This window comes from Streptomyces sp. GD-15H (assembly GCF_045291515.1).
GTDB lineage: Bacteria > Actinomycetota > Actinomycetes > Streptomycetales > Streptomycetaceae > Streptomyces.
The window spans coordinates 5,910,438-5,930,961 of the sequence record NZ_CP149447.1 but is presented as its reverse complement, the minus strand read 5'-3'; the positions used below and the strand labels follow the sequence as shown (position 1 = coordinate 5,930,961).

Here is a 20,524-nt window from a genome sequence, read left to right as displayed (position 1 = left end):
GCCCGGGGACGATGTGGTGGGGAGTGGCCGCTGCCCTGGTGGCGAACGTCCTGTACAGCGGCGGGTTCGTCCTGGAGAAGCGGGCGCTCGCCACACTGCCCGAAGTATCGATCCGCCGCCCGGCCCGGCTGCTGCGGCTGGTGCTCGGCAGCCCGCTGTGGATCGGCGGCTCGCTCGCCCTCGCGGCCGGCTTCGCCGCGCAGCTCGTGGTGTACCGCACCCTGCCGATCGCCGCCGCACAAGGCCTCTTCGTCTCCGGTCTGGTGCTGCTGGTGCTGCTGTCGGCGCGGCTGCTGGGCGAGGAGACCACCGGCCGGGAGCGGTACGCGCTGGCCGCCATCCTGCTCGCGCTGCTGATGGTGGTGCTGTCCCTGAAGGAGGGCGGCGCGGGCGCCGACACCGTCGGCTGGGAGGCTCCGTACCAGCTGATCCTGCTGGTGTGCGTGCCGTCGCTGGCGGCCGGGGTGGGGCTCTACGGCTTCGCGGAGCGGCGCGCCCACCGCCGGCACCGGCTGCCGACCACCGGCGTCGAGTACGGGGTGGCCGTCGGTCTGCTCTACGGGGTCAGCTCGCTCGCCATCAAGGGAGTGTCGAGCCATCTGACGACCAGCGGCATCGGGGACGCGGTGCTCGGCCTGCTGCGCTCCCCGTATCCGTATCTGCTGTTGTTCACCGGCGTGTTCGGCCTGGTGCTGTCGCAGGCGGCGCTCCAGCGCTGCCGGGCCTCGCTGATCGTGCCGGTGTGCACGACCGTGACGTGTCTGTTCACGGCGGTGCTCGGCACGTTGTCGTTCGGCGAGGAACTTCCCGACGAGCCGCTTCGGCTGGCCCTGCGCATGGCGGGCACGGTGCTCGCGGTCGCCGTGCTGCTGGTCATGCCGAAGCACGACACCACCCCGCGATCTCCCACCACGACCAAGGAGTTGACACCCCCGTGAAGCCCGACGACCCGCTGCTGAGGATTCTGGCCTGCCCGCTCGACAAGGGCCCGCTGCGCCTGCTCACCACCACCGCCTCCGAGGCCGGGGACGGCGGCCCCGAGGAGGCGCTCTACAACCCGCGCCTGCGTCGCCGCTACCCGATCGTCGACGGCATCCCGCAGCTGCTCCCGTCCTCCGGTGAGCAGGTCTCGGACGAGGAACACGAGAGACTGCTGGCCCGTATGTCCGAGGGCCACGCGTCCGAGGAGCACATGCCCGAGGGACACATGCCCGCAGACCGCACCGGACGTTCCGGGACCCCGGGGACGGCACCGTGACACACGCGAACGACCGGAGCCGCCGGAACGACCGTCCGCGGACCACGCTCGCGGCGCGCGTGGCGCCGTTCCTTCCCACCCGGGTGGTGGCCGCCGCGGCCCGCGCCGTCTACCCCCGCTTCGAGCCCGAACTGGCCCGGCTCGCCGAGCTGTGCCCACCGGACTGCGACACCGCCGTGGACGTCGGCGGCTGGTACGGCCCCTGGACGCACAGACTGGCCCGGCGCGCCCGCCGCGTGGTGACCGTCGAACCGGTCCCCCACCTGGCCCGGCTGCTCACCGCCGGCTCCCCGCCGAACGTCCGCGTGATCCGTGCCGCGGCCTCGGACCGCTCCGGCGTCGCCCGGCTGTGGCTCCCGCCGGACGACAACGGCGACCGGGGCGTGTCCTCCCTGGTCCGCCGGGAGATCCACGGCCACGCCCTGGACGTCACCTGCGTCGCGCTGGACGAACTGGACCTGAAGGATGTCGGCTTCATCAAGATCGACGTGGACGGCAACGAGTCGGCGGTGCTGCGCGGCGCCGCCGGCCTCCTGGCCCGCGACCGCCCGGCACTGTTCGTGGAGCTGGAGTCCCGCATCCAGCCGATCGCGCCCGTGGTGACGCATCTGTCCCTGCTGGGCTACGACGGCTGGGTGCTGCCCGCCGACTCCTGGGTGCCGCTGGTCCGCTTCCCGCTGGAGGCCCACCAGGCCCGGTCCTCCCACGTCGCCTCGCACGGCCTGCTCCGCCGGATCCTGCCCCACGGCACGCTCAGGGGCCCGCGCTACGTCAACTCGGTGCTGTTCCTCCCGGACGGCCGCCGCCCCGGAGCGCCCCCGGTGAGCGACGATGGCCCCCGTGCCTTCCGCGAAACGCCCCGCTAGCCCGCCCGGCCGCCCGTTCGGCCCGCTCGACTTCACGCTCGTCCTGCTGCGCCGCATGGCCGACCACAACCCCGGTCCGGTCGAGGACGCCCGTCATGCACTGGGCGTCTCGCTCGCCGAGATGCGCGAGGCCAACAGACGCTGGCAGGCCATGGTCCGCTCCTCCCGCTCCCGTTCCGGATACGACTCCGTCCTGGGCGAGCCGGAGTCGCGGGCCCGACGCCGTATCGGCGACCTCGACTGCGAGGCGGCGCGGTGGCGGCTCCCGCTCTGGCCGGACCTCCGGTTCGAGGTTCTGACCGCGCCCGACGGCACCGTCTGGAACGCGTGGCTGGTCCGCGCCCCGGACGCCGATCCGCCCGTCCTGCACACCGTCGAGGATCTGACTCCCTGGTCCTGCACGGTCGACGAGGCCGCCCGCGCCTTCTCCCCGGCCCGCCCGCTCGAGGGCACGGCGCCCATACGGTGGGGCCTCGCCTTCGCCGCACCCGACACGCGGGGCCAACGACACGAGGTGGTCGCGGAGTTCACCTGGGGCCTGCTGCAACGGACCACGGTCGGCGAACCGCGGCCTTGAGGATCTCGTCCACCACCCGGGGCACCGAAGCCGAGTGCGGGAACAGGAACAGGTGGGGGCTCGACCAGCTCCAGTTCCCTCACCCGCGGCCGCCCGTCGTCCCCGTCGACGAGGTCCACGCGCGCGTACAGCAGCTCGGGTGCTCCCGGTACGGCGGCCGGCGCCCGCTCGGCGACGGCCAGTTCGGCCGGAGACGGGGCCCAGGCGGTCAGCCCGGGGTGGGCGACCTTGCGCTGGTCGTAGGGCGTCCCGGGGGTGAGCACCGCGCCCTTGCGGCCGGCGTGCAGCAGGCGGCCGCCGAAGAACTGCAGCGCCCGTTCACCGGTGGTGTCGATCCCGTGCACATAGGACTACACCATCACGGTGAACCCCTCGGCGTGCATCCGCCGCACCTGCCGTACGGCCGTGTCGTGTTCGTCGGGGGTGTAGCGGGCGGCGAACCGGGCACCGGCGCCCGAGGTCGGCTTGACGGCGTACTCACGGTCCGTGGGCAGGTCGAGCGGATCGCCCGCGGCCAGGTACCGGGTGTCCACGACCGGCACCCCGGCCCCGGCCGGCTCCCCGAGATACCGCTTGTCGGAGTTCCAGCGCACCACGTCCGCCGGATTGGCCGGCCGCGTGAGCTTGCCGCACCGCTCCGCCCAGTCCGTGAACTCGGCCGACCACCAGCTGTAGTCTCAGGTGGACCGGATCACGGCGAGGTCGAACCGGGCCCAGTCCACCCCGGGGTCGTCCCACACCACGGCGGACGCCTCGGCGCCGGCCTCCCGCAGTGCGCCCACCAGCTCGGGCAGGTCACGGTCCTCCGAGATGTCCGGGCCGGACCGGCAGGTCACGAGCGCTGTCCGGGACACGGCGGGCCCCCTCCTCGTACGAACGGCTGAACGACTGGCCGAGGGGGAGGCCAACAAGTGCCCGCCCTGGCCGTTGGCGCAGCTGATGAGGTACGGAGGGACCGTGGTCGTGGTGGTACCGGCGGGGGGCGGGGCTGGTGCTGGTCCTACCCGGCTGGGGGTAGGACCCCGGTAGCAGCAAGAACGACAGCTGGAACACCGGCTGTGCAGCCAAACGGTTAAGGAGTACGACGCGTGTCCTCCCTCTTCCCGGCCCTGGCCGACGGCCCGGCCGACCGCCCCGCCCTCCGGTTCGGCGAGCGCTCACTGACGTACGGGGAGCTCGCCGCCGCGGCCGGCGCGGTGGCCGACGGCGTCCGGGAGGCGCGGCGGGCCGCCGTCTGGGCGACGCCGACTTTGGAGACGGCGGTCGCGGTCACCGCGGCGCTGCTCGCCGGGGTGACCGTGGTACCCCTGAACCCCAGGTCGGGCGAGAAGGAGCTCGGCCACATCCTGTCCGACAGCGTCCCGGACCTGGTCCTCGCCGCCCCCGGCGAGGACCTCCCCGCCCCGCTGGAGGGGTTGGCCCGCCTGGATGTCGACCCGGCCGACCGGGTCCCGGGCGCCCACCCCCTACCCGAGGACCGGGGGCGGGACGGGGACCCGGCCCTGGTCGTCTACACCTCCGGCACCACCGGCCCGCCCAAGGGCGCCGTCCTCCCCCGCCGCGCGATCGCCACGACCCTGGACGCGCTCGCCGACGCCTGGCAGTGGACCGGCGACGACGTCCTGGTGCACGGGCTGCCGCTGTTCCACGTGCACGGGCTGGTCCTGGGCATCCTGGGCCCGCTGCGCCGCGGCGGCTCGGTGCGTCACCTCGGCAGGTTCAGCACCGAGGGGGTGACCCGTGAGCTGAGCGGCGGCGCGACCATGATGTTCGGGGTGCCGACGATGTACCACCGCCTCGCGGAGGCGCTGCCCACCGAGCCGGAGCTGGTCAAGGCCCTGGCCGGGGCACGGCTGCTGGTGTCGGGGTCGGCGGCGCTGCCCGTGCACGACCACGAGCGGATCGCGGCGGCGACCGGGCGCCGCGTCGTCGAGCGGTACGGCATGACGGAGACGCTGATGAACACCAGTGTCCGCGCGGACGGCGAGGCCCGCCCCGGCACCGTGGGCGTGCCGCTGCCGGGTGTGGAGCTGCGGCTGGTGGAGGAGGACGGCTCGCCGGTGACGGCGTACGACGGGGAGACCGTGGGCGAGATCCAGGTGCGCGGCCCGAACCTGTTCACCGAGTACCTGAACCGGCCGGACGCCACCGCGGACGCCTTCACCGCCGACGGCTGGTTCCGCACCGGTGACATGGCGGTGCGCGACGCCGACGGCTACGTCCGGATCGTCGGCCGCAAGGCCACCGACCTGATCAAGAGCGGGGGTTACAAGATCGGCGCCGGGGAGATCGAGAACGCGCTGCTGGAACACCCCGCGGTCCGGGAAGCCGCGGTGACCGGGGAACCGGACGCCGACCTGGGCGAGCGGATCGTGGCGTGGATCGTTCCCGCCGACCCCCAGGCACCTCCTGCCCTCGAGGAGTTGGCCGCCCATGTCGCCCGACGGCTGGCCCCGCACAAGCGCCCTCGAGTGCTCCACCACCTCGCCGCGCTCCCCCGCAACGACATGGGGAAGATCATGAAGCGGGCACTGCGCGATGACTGACCGGCCGACCGCGCGCGAGACCGTCGCGTTCGTCGCCGACGAGGCGACCTTCGCCGAACTCCCCTACCCTGTACGGGAGTCCACCGGGTCCACCGGGTCCGCCCCCGACGGCCCGCTCGGCTGGCCGGGTTACGACGCCGCCCGTGCCCGTGCGGCGGAGCACACCGGTGAGCAGGAGTCCGTGGTCTGCGGCACCGCCCTCGTCGAGGGCACGCGGGCCGTACTGATCGCGTTCGAGTTCGGTTTCCTCGGCGGCTCCCTCGGTGAACGCACCGGCGACCGGCTGGTGGCGGCGTACGCGCACGCCCGTGCGCACCGGCTACCGGTCGTCCCGCTGGTCGCCACCGGCGGCAGCCGGATGCAGGAGGGCATGCTCGCCCTCATCCAACTCCAGCGGGTGGCCCGCGAGTCGGTGCTCACCAGGGAGGCGGGGCTGCCGCAGATCGCGGTGCTCAGGGATCCGACGACGGGCGGCGGCTGGGCCACACTGGGCGCGGGCGCCGATGTCGTCCTCGCGCTGCCCGGCGCGCAGGTCGGCTTCGCCGGTTCCCGGGTCCGGCCGGCGGACGCCGACCCGGCGGCGTACACGGCGCGGGCGCAGGTGGCGGCGGGTGCGGCGGACGCGGTGGTCCGGCCGGAGGAACTGCGCGGGACGCTGGGACGGTGGCTGCGCCTGCTGACCCATCCGTCCACCGCGCCGGCCGCCCCGCCCGGGCCGCTGGGAGCGTCCGGCCCGGCCGGGTCCGGCCCGCCCGCCACGGGCTGGGAAGCGGTCCAGCGGGCCCGCTCCCCCGGCGCCCGCGCGCACCCGCGTACCTGGACGCCTACTTCGCCCACCGCGTCACGATCAGCGGCGACCGCTGCGGCGGCGCCGATCCGCGGGGCATGCTCTGCGGCTTCGGCGAGTACGAGGGCCGTACGGTCGCGTACGCCGCGCAGACCGGCACGGCGACCCGTCCGGCCGGGTACCGCACCGCCGCCCGGCTGATCCGGCTCGCGGACCGGCTCGGCATCCCGGTGCTGACCCTGGTGGACACCCCCGGCGCGGCCAACGACGCGGAGGCGGAACGGCAGGGGGTGGGGGCGGCCCTCGCCGATCTGTTCGGCGCGGTGGCCGCCGCCCGCACCCCGGTCACCACGCTCGTCATCGGCGAGGGCGGCTCCGGCGGCGCTCTCGCCCTGGCCGCACCGGGCCGCACCTGGGCCACCCCCGACAGCTACTTCTCGGTGATCGCCCCGGAACTCGCGGCGGCCATACTCAAACGCCCTCCGGAGGAGGTGGAGACGACGGCGGACCAGCTCCGCGTCCGCCCGCAGGACCTGGTCGGGCTGGGCGTCGTCAGAGGCATGGTCGGCGACCGGAACGACGGGTGAGCCCCCGGCGGAACCGGGGCCGCCCGCCCCGCCCGTCCCCCGTTCGGCGGCCCCCCGTTCGGCCCTCCACAACGGGCGGACGCCTCTGAGTCCGCGCAGGATGGTCAGGAGGTCCGCCGCCCGGCGGTCCGCAGGACCGCGCACTCGGGAGGATCTGCCGTGACCGCCAGTCTGGAGCAGTTGCGCCGCTGTCATTTCGCCGTCGACCTGGGAGCCGCCCGTACCCGGGTCTACGTCAAGGGTGCCGGTCTCGTCGTCGACCAGCCGTCCGCCGCCGCCGTGAACACCCGCACCGGCGCGCTGATCGCGGTCGGGGAACTCGCGGAGCGGATGACGGGACGGACGCCGGGTTACATCCGTGTCGTACGGCCCGTCTCCGGCGGCACCGTCGTCGACATCGAGATGGCACAGCGGATGCTGCGGCATCTGCTCGGCGACAAGGTCCGCCGTACCCTGCGCCGCAGGCCGGGTCTGCGCGCCGCCGCCTGCACCCCGCACGACGCCGACCCGCTCGCCCGGCGCGCCGCGATCGAGACACTGGTGGGGCTGGGCGCCCGCCGGGTGGAGCTGGTCGACACGCTCATCGCCGCCGCGGTTGGCTGCGGGCTGCCGGTGGAACGTCCCGAGGCGACCATGATCCTGGTGTGCGGGGCGGCGACCACACAGGTGGCCGTGCTCTCCCTCGGGTCGATCGTGACGGCCGAGCGCATGCCGGTCGGCGGTGACGCCGTGGACAACGCCATCGTCCAGTACCTGCGCCACCAGCACGAACTGATGCTGCCGAGCCAGTCCGTACGGCCGTTGCAGCTGGCCCTGTCCGGCAACGGGCTCACCCCGCACGGCCCGGAGTCGACGGAGATCCACGGCCGGGACGTCGCCACCGGCTTCGCCCGCTCGGTCAAGGTCGACACGGCCGCCGTGCGGGACGCCATCCAGACCCCGCTGACGGCGGTACTGGACGGGATCGGCAAGGTGCTGCGGGGCTGCCCGCCCGACCTGGTCGCCGATCTCGCCGACCGCGGGATCATGATGGTCGGCGGAAGCGCCCTGCTGCCGGGGCTGGACCAGATGCTGCGGCAGGCGACGGGCATGCCGGTCCACATCGCCGAACGGCCGGACATCTGCGCCGTCCAGGGCCTGGGCGCCATGATCGAGGGCAAGATCGCCCCCCTGGTCCTGGACCCGCTGGCAACCTGAACCGGGCTCCGGCAACGGGCGCCCGGCACGCGGTTTCGGCGCCTGTTCCACCCACCGCTTCGGGCGGCGAACGTCGCCGGGGCTCCCGAGAGGGCCCGGAATCCCACCCACCGCACGGCCCCCACGGCCGCCGGCGGCACGATCCGCCCCACGGCGGCCGGTCCGCGCGGGAGTCCGCGCCCCGCGCCCGCCGGCCCGGTTCCGGGTGCGAGGGGGCGACCAGGCGCGTGGTGCCCCGGTGCGTGACCGCACACGGTGGCGCGCCCCGTGCCGCCGGAATCCCGCCGGTTCACCAAGCGGGGGGTGTAGGACGCCGCAGAGCGGGCAGGCGCATCCGCGAACGCAGCCCGGACCCGTACTGCCCGCCGCCCGGTCCACGGCGACCGAACCCGATGCCCGGCGGCCACGTACGGGTACCGACGAGGCGGTGACATGACCTCCGCGGCACCATCCCCTTCCTCGGGAAGGCACAGCCCCCTGGTCATCGGTGGGCGCGTGGACGCCGGCCGGGCTCTGCTCACGCCACGCGGTGAGCTCGTGCGGGGATGCGCGGACATCCTCGCCGAGAAGCTGGCACGGCTGCCCGCCCGCACGGCCCGGGTCGACCTGGACATGAGCGGGGTGCACTTCATGGACGCGGCGGGTCTGCGGTTCCTGGACGTGCTGCGTGACCACGGCCGCCGGCGGTCGGTGCCGGTCACGGCCACCGGCTGGAACGGTCAGCCGCGCCGCGTCCTGGAACTCGCCGGCCTGGACACCACCGACCCGCTGCGGCCTCCGCGCCGGGACGGCACGCCGGCGCCCTCCACCTCGGTGGTGGTCCTGGAGCGGGCGCCCAGGGTGGAGGAGGTCGAGCAGGTCCGGCAGGCGATCGCCGCCCGGCCGGTGGTGGACAGGGCCCGCGGCATCCTCATGGCCTCCCACGGTTGCAGCTCGGACGCCGCCTGGCGCATCCTGCGCGAGGCGTCCCGGCTGTCCGGCACCGGGCTCCACCAGGTCGCCGCGGCCGTCACCGCCGGCGCCGGCGGAGCGGTCCCCCGTCCTCCGCGGGAGGTCCGGGAGGCCCTGGCCACGGCCCTCGCCCACCACCTGTCCTGAGCCGGGACCGGCGTCACCCCGCCCGGAACGCCGGCACCACGTGGTGGCCGCCGAATCCGAGGGAATCGTCAAGGGGTCGCGCGGACAGGTGCGGCGGTACCCCGGCGGCAGGACAGGCAGAGGTCCTGGCGATCATGGAGTTGCGACGCTCCGTGATCACGGAAGCTGTGCCCGTCCCGTCTGCCCACCGGCCCCGGCAGCCGCCTGTCCGCGCGACCTCCGAGTCCAGTACGTGCGGGCGAGAGTTGCTCGACGGCGTCGCCCGGGGTCGGGCCGCAGCAGGTGAGTTCTCCACACCGCCCGGTCCGCGAGCACCGCCTGTACCGCTGGATCTGCCCGTGGGCCGAGGGCGGTCAGCCCGCCGGGAACACGCGTTCGGGGAGGAGCGCGAAGCCGGCACGGCCGAAGCATCCGGGGCCTGAGCGTCTTGATGCGGTTGACGTGACCTTCGGCGACACCTGAGTTCGAGACAGGGTCGGCCGGCGAGGGCGGCCTCACGGTCTCGGGCGGTGCCGGCCAGCGTGGGCGTGGCGGCGGGAAGGTCGTCCTGCCGGGACGGCGTCGAGCCGCTCCCGGCAGCCGCTCGCCCCGGTGCTCGGTGGGCACGGCCGCGGATGACCGGACGTGGTGGGTGAGCGCATCGAGCTCCGTACAGGTGTGTCCGCACGGTGTTGAGTTGGAGATGCTGAGGGCTCGGTGGGGGTCTCGGCGCGGCCGCGGGCCCCACCGGCGACGTTCCCAGGGACCGCTGCCTCGCCGAGGGCGACGGCGAACCCCCGGCGCACTGGCGCACCGGCGACGCCACCGCCGCACTCAGCCGGAGAAGCGCGCCATCCACGCCTCGACCTCGTCCGCGGCGCGCGGCAGGCCCGCCGACAGGTTCTCGTGGCCCTCGTCGGTGACGACCAGGTCGTCCTCGATCCGGACACCGATGCCGCGCCACTCCTCGGGCACCGTCAGGTCGTCCGCCTGGAAGTACAGGCCCGGCTCGACGGTCAGGCACATGCCCGGCTCCAGCACGCCGTCGACGTACTCCTCCGTGCGGGCCTGCGCGCAGTCGTGGACGTCCAGGCCCAGCATGTGGCCGGTGCCGGCCATGGTGAAGCGGCGCTGCAGGCCGAGCTCGTACGCGCGGTCGACGGGACCGTCGATGAAGCCCCACTCGACCAGCCGGGCCGTCAGGTGGCGCTGGGCCGCCTCGTGGAAGTCGCGGTACGGGGCGCCCGGCTTGACCGCCGCCATGCCGGCCTCCTGGGCCTCGTACACCGCGTCGTAGATCTCGCGCTGCAGGGGTGTGAAGGTGCCGCTGATCGGCAGCGTGCGGGTGACGTCGGCGGTGTAGAGGGAGTGCGTCTCCACGCCCGCGTCGAGCAGCAGCAGGTCCCCCGGGCGCACCGGGCCGTCGTTGTCCGTCCAGTGCATGATCGTGGCGTGCTCGCCGGCGGCGCAGATCGAGCCGTAGCCGACGGCGTTGCCCTCGAGGCGTGCCCGGCGGAAGAAGGTGCCCTCGATCCACCGTTCCGACGAGGCGATCGCCCGGGAGAGCTCCGCGACGACGTCGGTGAAGCCGCGCACGGTGGAGTCCACGGCCTTGCGCAGTTCCCCGAGTTCCCAGGCGTCCTTGACGAGGCGGAGATCGCTGAGCGCCTCCTCGAGTTCGGCGTCCCGCTCCGCGTCGGTGGTGACGGCGGCCTCGAGGGAGGGGTCGATCCCGCGGACGATCCGGGTCGGCGCTCCGGAGGCGGCGGCCAGGTCGGCGGCCGCGGTGCGCACGTCGCGGCACGGCAGGCCGAGTACGCGCCCCGATTCGGCGAGTGAGCGGCGCCGGCCCGTCCACAGCTCCGCGTGGGCGCCCGTCCAGAACTCGTCGTCGTCCCTGCTGTCCCGTGGCAGCTGATAGCAGTAGGCGTCGTGGCCGCCGTCCGCGCGGGGTTCGAGGACGAGCGCGCCGTCCCGGACCTGGTCGCCGGCCATGTGCACGTAGCCCGTGTACGGCCGGAAGGGGTAGGTGTCGTCGTTCGAGCGGACCTTGAGGTTCCCCGAGGGGATCACGAGGCGTTCGCCGGGGAACCGTGCGGAGAGCGCGGCGCGGCGGCGGGCCGCGTGCGGGGCCTGCTCGGCGAGCTGGAGGTCGTGTCGTTCGGTGTCCGCCCAGCCCGTCCGCATGAGGGCGGACAGCTCTGCGGAGATCTCCGGGTAGAGGCCGTTCTTCCGGCGCTTCGCCACGGCGTGCACCTTCTTCCGTCGGAGCTTTCATGGGGTTCCATGTGTCGGCGGCGAGGGCGGGCAAGCGCACCGTCCGGGCGGGGTGGCGCCCCGCCCGGTGGGGTCCCGGGCTCCCTCGCTGCCGCCGGTTGGCGGCGGCTCCCGGAGAGTACCGCCGCGCGGTGGGCGCCGGGGCCGAACAGTGCCAGTGGCACAGATCGGCCACGGTCCCGGACGGAAAGCATCGATAATGTGCCCCATGGCGAACGCGGAACTCGGCGCGGGTCTCCGGCTGCTGGGGCTCGATCACACGGCGTGCCGGGTCTACCTGGCCCTGCTGGAACTGGCCCCCGCTCCGCTGAGCGCGATCGCTGCGGCGGCCGGGCTGGGCGGGAGCGAGTTCGCCGCGGCGTACGGCGAACTGGTCGACGCCGGTCTGGCCAGTACCGCGGCCGGGGACGGGGACGTGGTGGCCCCGGTGCCGCCCGCCGCGGGCCTGGAGATCCTCGCCCGGCGCCGGGCGGCCGAGCTCGAGGAGTCGCGCATCGCCGTCACCGGCGCGTTCGAGTCGTTCCGGCGCCGGCGGCTCGCCGCCTACAACGACGACCTCGTCGAGGTCGTCACCGGCGAAGCCGTCGGTCCCAGGATGCGCCACGCGTGGGCCGGCGCCGCGAGCAGATCCGGCAGTTCGAGTCCCCGCCGTACGTCCCCCTGGCCGGCGCCACCGACGACGCCCTGGCGACGCTGGCCCGCGGGGTGACGCAGCGCGTCGTCTACTCACGGGAGTCACTGGAGCACCCCGGCCACCTGAAGGACGTCGTCGAACCCTGCATCGAGGCGGGCGAGCAGGCCAGGGTGCTGCCGTCGGTGCCGGTCAAGCTCTTGATCATCGATGAGGCGTACGCCCTGGTGTCGTTGTCGATCAAGGAAGCGGACGTGCACAACACCATGCTGGTGGTGCAGCCGTGCGGCCTGCTCTCCGCGCTGGCCGCCCTGTTCGAGCAGGCATGGCACAACGCCCTCCCCCTCCACGGCCTCCCTGCCGGCCCCGTCGGCCTCCCGCCCGCCGACCGTCGCCTGCTGCGGCTCCTCGCCGGCGGCGCGACCGACGACGTCATCGCCCGCGAACTGGGCATCAGCCGCCGTACGCTGTTCCGCCGCCTGCAGATCCTGATGGCCCGTCTCGGTGCCGCGAACCGTTTCCAGATGGCCCTGCTGGCGCAGCGCTCCGGCTGGCTGTGACCGGGTGCCCAGGAGCCCCCTGCGACGGCTTCGCCCGGCTCGCGGGGGTCTGCCAAAAGAGCCGGTGCGACTGGGGTTGTCGAGGGTTGCCGGCGGGCTGCGAAGAGGCGGCCGTCGAAGGTGGTTGAGCTTCCCCGGGCAGGTGTCGATCAAGGCGGCCACTTGGTGTCGGCCATCGTGACCGGCCCGCACGGGCGGGCGGTGTCAGTCCGGACAGCCCCGTCACGCCGACCCGCTGGTGCGGGGTGGCCCGTCAGGGTGTGGTGCGGTCTGCGTCGGATCTCCGCGCTGGACGTGGCCGGCCGGATTTCCAGGGTGTCCGGCTCGACTGCCCGTGTGCCGGAGCGTGCGGTGAACGCCGACGGTGGGCGTGAGGATGGCCGCGCTCCGGGAGGAGCGAGAAGAATCCACGAACAGGTACGCGACGGCGTTCGCCGACCCGACGCGTTCCGAGTGGATCACACACAGTCCGCGGCGAACTCGCGAGCAGCGGATTCAGTCCGCTGAGCGGAAGTTGACGCTCCACCACCTCACGAGGAACGCTTCCGCAGGTCGTACCCTGCTGAAGTGGGGCGGGTGGGACTCGAACCCACGGCCGACGGATTATGAGTCCGTTGCTCTAACCGGCTGAGCTACCGCCCCATAGCGGCGTGTCGCGCACAGGTGTACGTGCCGTCTGCCGCAGCATAGCCGCTCATACGATCTCCTGCCTCGATGGTCGACTAGGCACGGGCCCCCTCGCGACCCCGAGGACCGCCTCCGGGCCGGTTCCTCCGGGCGGTGGGCCAGGACGTGAACCGGGCATGAAAAAGGACCCCTGAGGGGTCCTCGTTCAGCATGCTCCCCCGACTGGACTCGAACCAGTAACCTGCCGGTTAACAGCCGGCTGCTCTGCCAATTGAGCTACGGAGGACCGAGCTCCCCCGACTGGACTCGAACCAGTAACCTGCCGGTTAACAGCCGGCTGCTCTGCCAATTGAGCTACGGAGGAATGCCTCGTCTGCATCGAACGCATCTACCTGGGTATCCGCCAGGGGGCGCGCGCTCGCTGCGACACATACATTAGCGCAAGCAGGGGGGTGCTTTGCCAATCGGTACCTCCCGGCGCCGTCGCCGCACCGGAGACCTGTGCAGACCCGCACACAGTCCTACACGAGGGAAGGGTGGCCGCCATGCGTTACCGGCTCACGTTCGTCGCCGGAGTCGTCCTGGGTTACGTGCTGGGCACGAGGGCCGGGCGCGAGCGCTACGAGCAGCTGAAGAAGTCCGCGCGGCGGTTCGCGCAGAACCCCGCCGTGCGCAACACCGCGGAGACCGCGGCGCACCAGGGCCGCGACATCGCGGGCAAGGCGTACCACGTGGTGAGCGACAAGGTCGGGGACCGGATGCCCGACTCGGTGGCGCAGCGGGTACGCACCCTGCGCGAGCGCACCGCACAGGGCGCCGGCGAGGACGACTGGGGCACCAGCAACACCTAGGCGCCCGTGGTGCCGCACGGGCCCTGAGCCGTGTGGTCGCCGGGTGGGGCAGAATTTCAGCCATGGGGATAGTCGCCGGGTTGGACAGTGCGCCCGATTTCACTCGTATCGTCGTCTGTGACGCGGACACCGGAACCGTGCTCAAACAGGGGTACGCGCCACATCCGGTGGAGAACCCCCAGGGCGCGGGCCGTCCGTCCGACGTCGATCCGCAGGCCTGGCTGTACTCGCTGGGCGAGGCGGCGGGCGGCGGACTGCTGGAGGGCGTGCAGGCCATCGGGGTCTCCGCGCAGGCGAACGCGCTGGTGCCGCTGGACGCCCAGGGCAACACCGTGCGGCCCGCCATGGTCGGCGCCGACAAGCGGACCCAGGTCGCCGCGGCCGATCTGATCAACGCGCTGGGCGGCCGGGAGGCGTGGGCGCAGGCGGTGGGCAGCGTGCCGCAGGCCGCGCACCCGGTGACCAAGCTGCGCTGGCTGGCCCGTACCGAGCCCGAGAACGCGGCGCGCACCGCCGTGCTGCTGCAGGCGCACGACTGGCTGGTGTGGCAGCTCCTCGGCCGTCCGATGCGCCGGACCACCGACCGGGGCGGGGCCTCCGGCACCGGCTACTGGGCGGCGGCGACCGGCACTTACCGGCCCGACCTCGTGGAGCTGGCGCTCGGGCACCAGACCATGCTGCCGGAGGTGATCGGCCCGGCCGACGCGGCCGGCGCGACGCCGGAGGGGCTGCTGATCTCGGCCGGCACCGGGGAGACGATGGCGGCGGCGTTCGGGCTCGGGATCGGGCTGGGCGACGCGGTCGTCTCGTTGGGCGCCTCCGGATCCGTCATGGCCGTCCACCCCGAGGCGCTCTACGACCCCGACGGCATGATCACCGCGCTGGCGGACGCCACCGGGATGCATCTGCCGGTCGTCACCACACTGAACGCCGTACGGACCCTGCGGGGGACGGCGGAGCTGCTCGGGCTGCCCGATCTGGAGAGCCTGTCCGACCTGGCGATGAAGTCGACGCCGGGCTCGCACGGGCTGGTGCTGCTGCCCTACCTGGAGGGCGAGCGGACGCCGAACCTGCCGCACACCGCCGGGACGCTGGTGGGACTGCGGCGGGAGTCGATGAAGCCGGAGCACCTGGCGCGGGCCGCGTTCGAAGGCATGCTGTGCGGGCTCGCGGACGCGCTGGACGTCCTGCGCGGCCGGGGCGTGGAGGTCCGGCGGGTGTTCCTGCTGGGGCAGGCCGCGGAACTGCCCGCGGTGCAGGCGGCGGCGCCCTCGTTGTTCGGGGCGCAGGTGATGGTGCCGCAGCCCGCGGACTACGCGGCGATCGGCTCCGCCCGGCAGGCGGCCTGGGCGCTCGGGGTGTCCCAGGGCACCCTCGACCCGCGTACGCCGCCGGCCTGGCAGGGCGCGGCGGCGCAGGTGCTGGAGCCCGGCGAGGACCTGGCGGTGGGGCAGGCGGTGCGCCAGCAGTTCGTGTCGGTGCGCGAGCAGACCCACCCGGGGGCGTTCCGGACCTGAACGCGCGCCGGAGGTTCACCTCATGAGCGCGGGTCGGCGGTTCAAATCCACTTGAGGTAACGCGGGTGGGGTGGCCGAGGATAGGGGCCAGTGGCAACCAACCGCTCCCGCCGACCACCCGAGAGACTCAGCGTGCTCATACGACTTCTACGGACCTTCCTCAGGCCGTACAAGAGACCCATCGTCCTCCTTGTGCTGCTGCAGTTCCTGCAGACCTGCGCCACGCTCTACCTGCCCACCCTCAACGCCGACATCATCGACGACGGCGTCGTCAAGGGGGACTCCGGCTACATCCTGTCCGCCGGCACCCTGATGATCGGCATCTCGCTGACGCAGGTCGTGTGCAACATCGGTGCCGTGTACTACGGCGCCCGGACCGCCGCGGCGCTGGGACGGGATGTGCGGGGTGCCGTGTTCGACCGGGTGCAGTCGTTCTCCGCGCGTGAGCTCGGCCACTTCGGCGCGCCCTCACTGATCACCCGTACGACGAACGACGTCCAGCAGGTGCAGATGCTGGTGCTGATGTCGTTCACCCTGATGGTGTCGGCGCCGATCATGTGTGTGGGCGGCATCGTGATGGCGCTCGGTCTGGACGCCCCGCTGTCCGGCGTGCTGGTGGCGGTGGTGCCGGTGCTGGGGATCTGCGTGACGCTGATCGTGCGGCGGCTGCGTCCACTGTTCCGGGCCATGCAGGAGCGGCTCGACACGGTGAACCGGGTGCTGCGTGAGCAGATCACCGGCAACCGGGTGATCCGGGCGTTCGTCCGGGACGAGTACGAGCAGCGGCGGTTCCGGAAGGCCAACGCCGAGCTGACCGGGGTGTCGCTGGGCGTCGGCAATCTGCTGGCGCTGATGTTCCCCGTGGTGATGACGGTGGTGAACCTGTCGTCGATCGCGGTGGTGTGGTTCGGTGCGCAGCGGATCGACAGCGGCGGGATGCAGATCGGTGATCTGACCGCGTTCCTCGCCTATCTGATGCAGATCGTCATGTCGGTGATGATGGCCACCTTCATGTTCATGATGGTGCCGCGGGCCGAGGTGTGCGCGGAGCGCGTCCACGAGGTGCTGGACACCTCCTCGAGTGTGGTGCCGCCCGCCGAGCCCGTCACCGAGCTGCGCCGGCACGGCCATCTGGAGATCCGGGGCGGCGGCTTCTCCTACCCGGGTGCCGAGGAGCCGGTGCTGAAGTCGGTCGACCTGGTGGCCCGCCCCGGTGAGGTCACCGCCGTCATCGGTTCGACCGGCAGCGGCAAGTCCACGCTGCTCGGGCTGGTCCCCCGGCTGTTCGACGCGACCGAGGGTGAGGTGCTCGTGGACGGCGTGCCCGTCGCGGACCTCGACCCGGCACTGCTGGCGAGGACGGTGGGGATGGTGCCGCAGAAGCCGTACCTGTTCGCGGGGACGGTGGCGACCAACCTGCGGTACGGCAATCCGGACGCCACCGACGCGGAGCTGTGGCACGCTCTGGAGGTGGCGCAGGCCAAGGAGTTCGTCGAGCGGCTGGAGGGCGGACTCGACGCGCCGATCGCGCAGGGCGGGACCAATGTGTCCGGTGGTCAGCGCCAGCGCCTCGCGATCGCGCGGACGCTGGTGCAGCGCCCGGAGATCTACCTCTTCGACGACTCCTTCTCCGCACTCGACTACGCCACCGACGCGGCCCTGCGCGCGGCGCTGACCGAGGAGACCGCCGAGGCGACGGTGGTGATCGTCGCCCAGCGGGTGGCGACCATCCGGGACGCCGACCGGATCGTGGTCCTGGACGAGGGCCGGGTCGCCGGCACCGGCCGGCATCACGAACTGATGGCGGACAACGAGACCTACCGGGAGATCGTGCTCTCCCAGCTGACGGAAGCGGAGGCCGCCTGATGGCGGGAGCGGCGCGGATGATGGCCGGGGGCGGCCCCGATCAGCAGTCGCTGAACTTCAAGGAGTCGGGCAGACGGCTCCTCGCCCGGTTCAAGCCGGAACGTCTGACCCTCTGCGTGCTGCTGGCCTGCACGGTGCTGAGCGTGGGCCTCAGCGTGGTCGGGCCGAAGATCCTCGGCCGGGCGACCGACCTGGTCTTCGAGGGCGTCGTCGGACGGGACATGCCGGCCGGGGCCACCAAGGAGCAGGTGCTCGACGCGATGCGGGAGCGCGGCGAGGGCGAGGTCGCCGACATGCTCCGCGGCACCGACTTCACCCCGGGCGAGGGCATCGACTTCACGGCCGTGGGCAGCGTCCTCGGGCTCGCGCTGGCGGTGTTCGGGGTCGCCGGTCTGCTGATGGCGGTGGCGACGCGGCTGGTGAACGGGGCCGTGAACCGCACCATGTACCGGATGCGCGAGGACGTGCAGGCGAAGCTGTCGCGGCTGCCGCTGTCGTACTTCGACAAGCGGCAGCGCGGTGAGGTGCTGAGCCGGGCGACCAACGACATCGACAACCTCGGGCAGACCCTCCAGCAGACGATGGGCCAGCTGATCAACTCGCTGCTGACCATCGTCGGTGTGCTGGCGATGATGTTCTACGTCTCCTGGATCCTGGCGCTGGTCGCGCTGATCACCGTGCCGCTGTCGTTCGTGGTCGCCACCCGCGTGGGCAAGCGGTCGCAGCCGCACTTCGTGCAGCAGTGGCGTACGACCGGAACGCTCAACGCGCACATCGAGGAGATGTACACCGGGCACACCCTGGTGAAGGTGTTCGGGCGGCAGGAGGAGTCGGCGAAGCAGTTCGCCGAGCAGAACGAGGCGTTGTACGAGGCCGGTTTCAAGGCGCAGTTCAACAGCGGCGTCATGCAGCCGCTGATGCTCTTCGTGTCGAACCTCAACTACGTGCTGGTGGCGGTCGTCGGCGGGCTGCGGGTCGCGTCGGGTTCGCTGTCCATCGGTGACGTGCAGGCGTTCATCCAGTACTCGCGGCAGTTCTCGATGCCGCTGACGCAGGTCGCCTCGATGGCGAACCTGGTGCAGTCGGGTGTCGCGTCGGCCGAGCGGGTCTTCGAACTGCTCGACGCCGACGAGCAGTCGGCCGACGTCTCGCCGGCCGAGAGGCCGGCCGAGCTGCGCGGGCGGGTGGCGCTGGAGCACGTGTCGTTCCGGTACGACCCCGAGAAGCCGCTGATCGAGGACCTGTCGCTCACGGTCGATCCGGGGCACACGGTGGCCATCGTCGGCCCGACCGGCGCCGGAAAGACGACGCTGGTCAACCTGCTGATGCGGTTCTACGAGGTGTCCGGCGGGCGCATCACGCTCGACGGCGTCGACATCGCCCGCATGCCCCGGGACGAACTGCGTGCCGGGATCGGCATGGTGCTCCAGGACACCTGGCTGTTCGGCGGCACCATCGCGGAGAACATCGCCTACGGGGCCGCGCGCGAGGTCACCCGCGGCGAGATCGAGGAGGCGGCGCGGGCGGCCCACGCCGACCGGTTCGTCCGTACCCTGCCCGACGGGTACGACACGGTGCTCGAACGACGAGGGCGCCGGGGTCAGCGCCGGTGAGAAGCAGCTCATCACCATCGCGCGGGCGTTCCTGTCCGACCCGGTGATCCTGGTGCTGGACGAGGCGACGAGTTCCGTGGACACGCGTACCGAGGTGCTGATCCAGAAGGCGATGGCCAAACTGGCGCACGGGCGTACGTCGTTCGTCATCGCGCACCGGCTCTCCACGATCCGGGACGCGGACACGATCCTCGTCATGGAGAACGGCTCGATCGTCGAACAGGGCGCCCACGGGGAGCTGCTGGCGGCGGACGGGGCGTACGCGCGGCTGTACAAGGCCCAGTTCGCGCAGGCGGTGGTGGAGGTGGACTAGGTTTCTTCGCCCCCGGACCTCCAGGTCGGGACGGGAAGGGGCGGCGGGGGCGAGAAAAGTCAGTCCAGGTAACCGCGCAGCTGATCGGCGAAGGCGTGGTCGCGGAGCTTGTTCAGCGTCCTGGACTCGATCTGGCGTATGCGTTCGCGGGTGACGCCGAAGATGCGGCCTATCTCCTCCAGGGTGCGGGGGCGGCCGTCGACGAGGCCGTAGCGGAGCTGGACGACCTTGCGCTCCCGCTCTCCCAGCGTCGACAGGACGGCCTCCAGGTGCTCCCTGAGCAGCAGGAACGCGGCCGACTCGACGGGGCTCGCGGCGTCGCCGTCCTCGATGAGGTCGCCGAGGGCCACGTCGTCCTCCTCGCCCACCGGGGCGTGCAGGGAGACGGGTTCCTGGGCGAGCCGCAGCACCTCGCCGACCCGCTCGGGGGCCAGGTCGAGGTGGTCGGCGACCTCGGCCGCGGTCGGTTCGTAGCCGCGTTCCTGCAGCATGCGGCGCTGGACGCGGACGACGCGGTTGATGAGTTCGACGACGTGCACGGGGACGCGGATGGTGCGGGCCTGGTCGGCCAGCGCGCGGGACATGGCCTGGCGGATCCACCAGGTGGCGTAGGTGGAGAACTTGTAGCCGCGCGCGTAGTCGAACTTCTCCACGGCCCGGATCAGGCCGAGGTTGCCCTCCTGCACCAGGTCCAGCATGGTCAGCCCGCGACCCACGTACCGTTTGGCGACGGAGACGACGAGCCGCAGATTGGCCTCGATCAGCCGCCGCTTGGCCACCCGGCCCATGACGACGAGCCGGTCCAGGTCGAGGGCGAGCCTGCTGTCCAGGTCGGGGGCGCGGCGCAGCTTCTCCTCGGCGAACAGCCCGGCCTCGACGCGGCGGGCGAGTTCGACCTCCTCGGCCGCGGTGAGCAGGGGGATGCGGCCGATCTCCCGCAGGTACTGGCGGAACAGGTCCGAGGAGGGGCTGCCGCCCTCGGCGCGCGCCGGCGGCGGGGCCGACTCGACGTGCTCGGCCGGCCCGAGCGCCGCGGACGGCGTTTCGCGCTCCGCCTCGGGGTGGTGGGCGGCCCGGCTCTGCGCGGGCATGGCCACGAGGACGTCCGCCTCCGGCTGCGCGCCGGCCGTACTCGTGTCGGTCTGGGTGGGGGTCTGGATCTGGGTCTGCACGGGGGCGACCTCCAGGATGATCGCTGCCGGGGAGGGCGGCAGCGGTACTTCGGGAGCGGAGTCGGCGGCCTCACCGCTGTCCGTCCCGTACACGGGGAGCGGGCCCGCGGGGGCCCGGGACCCGTCGGGGACGGATCGGCCGCGCTCCGAGGGCTCGGGCACCGCACCCCAGTGTGGGGTACGACACATCGTCCCCACGAGG

12 protein-coding genes, 3 tRNA genes and 4 pseudogenes are annotated in these 20,524 nt (G+C 72.9%); 13 read left to right on the top strand and 6 right to left on the bottom strand.

Annotation, left to right across the window (positions count from 1 at the left end):
- Nucleotides 1–23 precede the first annotated feature (23 nt).
- The 4 genes from WJ438_RS27965 to WJ438_RS27950 all read left to right on the top strand — a co-directional run bounded on the left by WJ438_RS27965 (nucleotide 24) and on the right by WJ438_RS27950 (nucleotide 2,701).
- The gene (locus tag WJ438_RS27965) at nucleotides 24–938 is read left to right on the top strand and encodes a DMT family transporter (protein WP_406727668.1); all 915 of its coding nucleotides are present in this window, start codon (nucleotides 24–26) and stop codon (nucleotides 936–938) included.
- Nucleotides 935–1,258, top strand: a complete 324-nt coding sequence (locus WJ438_RS27960; RefSeq protein WP_406727667.1) for a Trm112 family protein — start codon at nucleotides 935–937, stop codon at nucleotides 1,256–1,258. Before WJ438_RS27965 ends, WJ438_RS27960 begins: the two co-directional genes overlap by 4 nt.
- Before the next feature lie 86 nt (nucleotides 1,259–1,344).
- Nucleotides 1,345–2,124, top strand: coding sequence for an FkbM family methyltransferase (locus tag WJ438_RS27955; protein ID WP_406729830.1), 780 nt, complete (start codon nucleotides 1,345–1,347; stop codon nucleotides 2,122–2,124).
- A complete protein-coding gene (locus WJ438_RS27950; RefSeq protein ID WP_406727666.1) occupies nucleotides 2,090–2,701 on the top strand; it encodes a hypothetical protein in 612 nt (203 codons plus the stop codon). The genes WJ438_RS27955 and WJ438_RS27950 overlap by 35 nt, the downstream gene beginning before the upstream one ends.
- On the opposite strand, the pseudogene WJ438_RS27945 reads toward WJ438_RS27950, so the two are convergent.
- Nucleotides 2,652–3,555 (bottom strand): annotated as a pseudogene (locus WJ438_RS27945) (RimK family alpha-L-glutamate ligase). The gene WJ438_RS27950 and the pseudogene WJ438_RS27945 sit on opposite strands and share 50 nt — an antisense overlap.
- A 234-nt stretch (nucleotides 3,556–3,789) precedes the next feature.
- Between WJ438_RS27945 and WJ438_RS27940 the strand changes: the two are divergent.
- The 4 genes and pseudogenes from WJ438_RS27940 to WJ438_RS27925 all read left to right on the top strand — a co-directional run bounded on the left by WJ438_RS27940 (nucleotide 3,790) and on the right by WJ438_RS27925 (nucleotide 8,916).
- The gene (locus WJ438_RS27940; RefSeq protein ID WP_406727665.1) at nucleotides 3,790–5,247 is read left to right on the top strand and encodes an acyl-CoA synthetase; all 1,458 of its coding nucleotides are present in this window, start codon (nucleotides 3,790–3,792) and stop codon (nucleotides 5,245–5,247) included.
- A pseudogene (locus tag WJ438_RS27935) lies at nucleotides 5,240–6,621 on the top strand (carboxyl transferase domain-containing protein). Before WJ438_RS27940 ends, WJ438_RS27935 begins: the two are co-directional and overlap by 8 nt.
- Nucleotides 6,622–6,780: 159 nt before the next feature.
- On the top strand, nucleotides 6,781–7,818 hold the full coding sequence (locus WJ438_RS27930; protein WP_406727664.1) for a rod shape-determining protein: 1,038 nt from the start codon (nucleotides 6,781–6,783) through the stop codon (nucleotides 7,816–7,818).
- 432 nt (nucleotides 7,819–8,250) lie between these two features.
- Nucleotides 8,251–8,916 (top strand): ANTAR domain-containing protein, encoded by a 666-nt coding sequence (locus WJ438_RS27925; protein ID WP_406727663.1) that lies wholly within the window; start codon nucleotides 8,251–8,253, stop codon nucleotides 8,914–8,916.
- Between the two features lie 813 nt (nucleotides 8,917–9,729).
- Here the strand turns inward: WJ438_RS27925 and WJ438_RS27920 are convergent.
- On the bottom strand, nucleotides 9,730–11,142 hold the full coding sequence (locus tag WJ438_RS27920; protein ID WP_406724061.1) for an aminopeptidase P family protein: 1,413 nt from the start codon (nucleotides 11,140–11,142) through the stop codon (nucleotides 9,730–9,732).
- Between the two features lie 238 nt (nucleotides 11,143–11,380).
- Between WJ438_RS27920 and WJ438_RS27915 the strand changes: the two are divergent.
- A pseudogene (locus WJ438_RS27915) lies at nucleotides 11,381–12,363 on the top strand (LuxR family transcriptional regulator).
- A gap of 568 nt (nucleotides 12,364–12,931) precedes the next feature.
- Here WJ438_RS27915 and WJ438_RS27910 read toward each other — a convergent pair.
- The 3 genes from WJ438_RS27910 to WJ438_RS27900 all read right to left on the bottom strand — a co-directional run bounded on the left by WJ438_RS27910 (nucleotide 12,932) and on the right by WJ438_RS27900 (nucleotide 13,354).
- A tRNA-Ile gene (locus WJ438_RS27910) sits at nucleotides 12,932–13,005 on the bottom strand.
- 198 nt (nucleotides 13,006–13,203) lie between these two features.
- Nucleotides 13,204–13,276, bottom strand: a tRNA-Asn gene (locus tag WJ438_RS27905).
- Between the two features lie 5 nt (nucleotides 13,277–13,281).
- Nucleotides 13,282–13,354, bottom strand: a tRNA-Asn gene (locus tag WJ438_RS27900).
- 181 nt (nucleotides 13,355–13,535) lie between these two features.
- Here WJ438_RS27900 and WJ438_RS27895 point away from each other — a divergent pair.
- The 4 genes and pseudogenes from WJ438_RS27895 (at nucleotide 13,536) to WJ438_RS27880 (ending at nucleotide 19,150) form a co-directional block, all read left to right on the top strand.
- Nucleotides 13,536–13,841, top strand: a complete 306-nt coding sequence (locus WJ438_RS27895; protein WP_406727662.1) for a YtxH domain-containing protein — start codon at nucleotides 13,536–13,538, stop codon at nucleotides 13,839–13,841.
- 62 nt (nucleotides 13,842–13,903) lie between these two features.
- A complete protein-coding gene (locus WJ438_RS27890; protein ID WP_406727661.1) occupies nucleotides 13,904–15,358 on the top strand; it encodes an FGGY-family carbohydrate kinase in 1,455 nt (484 codons plus the stop codon).
- Nucleotides 15,359–15,490: 132 nt separating this feature from the next.
- On the top strand, nucleotides 15,491–17,224 hold the full coding sequence (locus tag WJ438_RS27885) for an ABC transporter ATP-binding protein (RefSeq protein WP_406727660.1): 1,734 nt from the start codon (nucleotides 15,491–15,493) through the stop codon (nucleotides 17,222–17,224).
- Nucleotides 17,224–19,150 (top strand): annotated as a pseudogene (locus WJ438_RS27880) (ABC transporter ATP-binding protein). Before WJ438_RS27885 ends, WJ438_RS27880 begins: the two are co-directional and overlap by 1 nt.
- A 59-nt stretch (nucleotides 19,151–19,209) precedes the next feature.
- Here WJ438_RS27880 and WJ438_RS27875 read toward each other — a convergent pair.
- Nucleotides 19,210–20,484, bottom strand: a complete 1,275-nt coding sequence (locus WJ438_RS27875; RefSeq protein ID WP_406727659.1) for an RNA polymerase sigma factor — start codon at nucleotides 20,482–20,484, stop codon at nucleotides 19,210–19,212.
- Nucleotides 20,485–20,524: the final 40 nt, after the last annotated feature.

Bases quoted from the DNA above. Each gene is read 5' to 3' on its own strand.
- WJ438_RS27950 (WP_406727666.1), top strand. From the start codon at position 2,090: ATGGCCCCCGTGCCTTCCGCGAAACGCCCCGCTAGCCCGCCCGGCCGC.
- WJ438_RS27925 (WP_406727663.1), top strand. From the start codon at position 8,251: ATGACCTCCGCGGCACCATCCCCTTCCTCGGGAAGGCACAGCCCCCTG.
- WJ438_RS27895 (WP_406727662.1), top strand. From the start codon at position 13,536: ATGCGTTACCGGCTCACGTTCGTCGCCGGAGTCGTCCTGGGTTACGTG.
- WJ438_RS27890 (WP_406727661.1), top strand. From the start codon at position 13,904: ATGGGGATAGTCGCCGGGTTGGACAGTGCGCCCGATTTCACTCGTATC.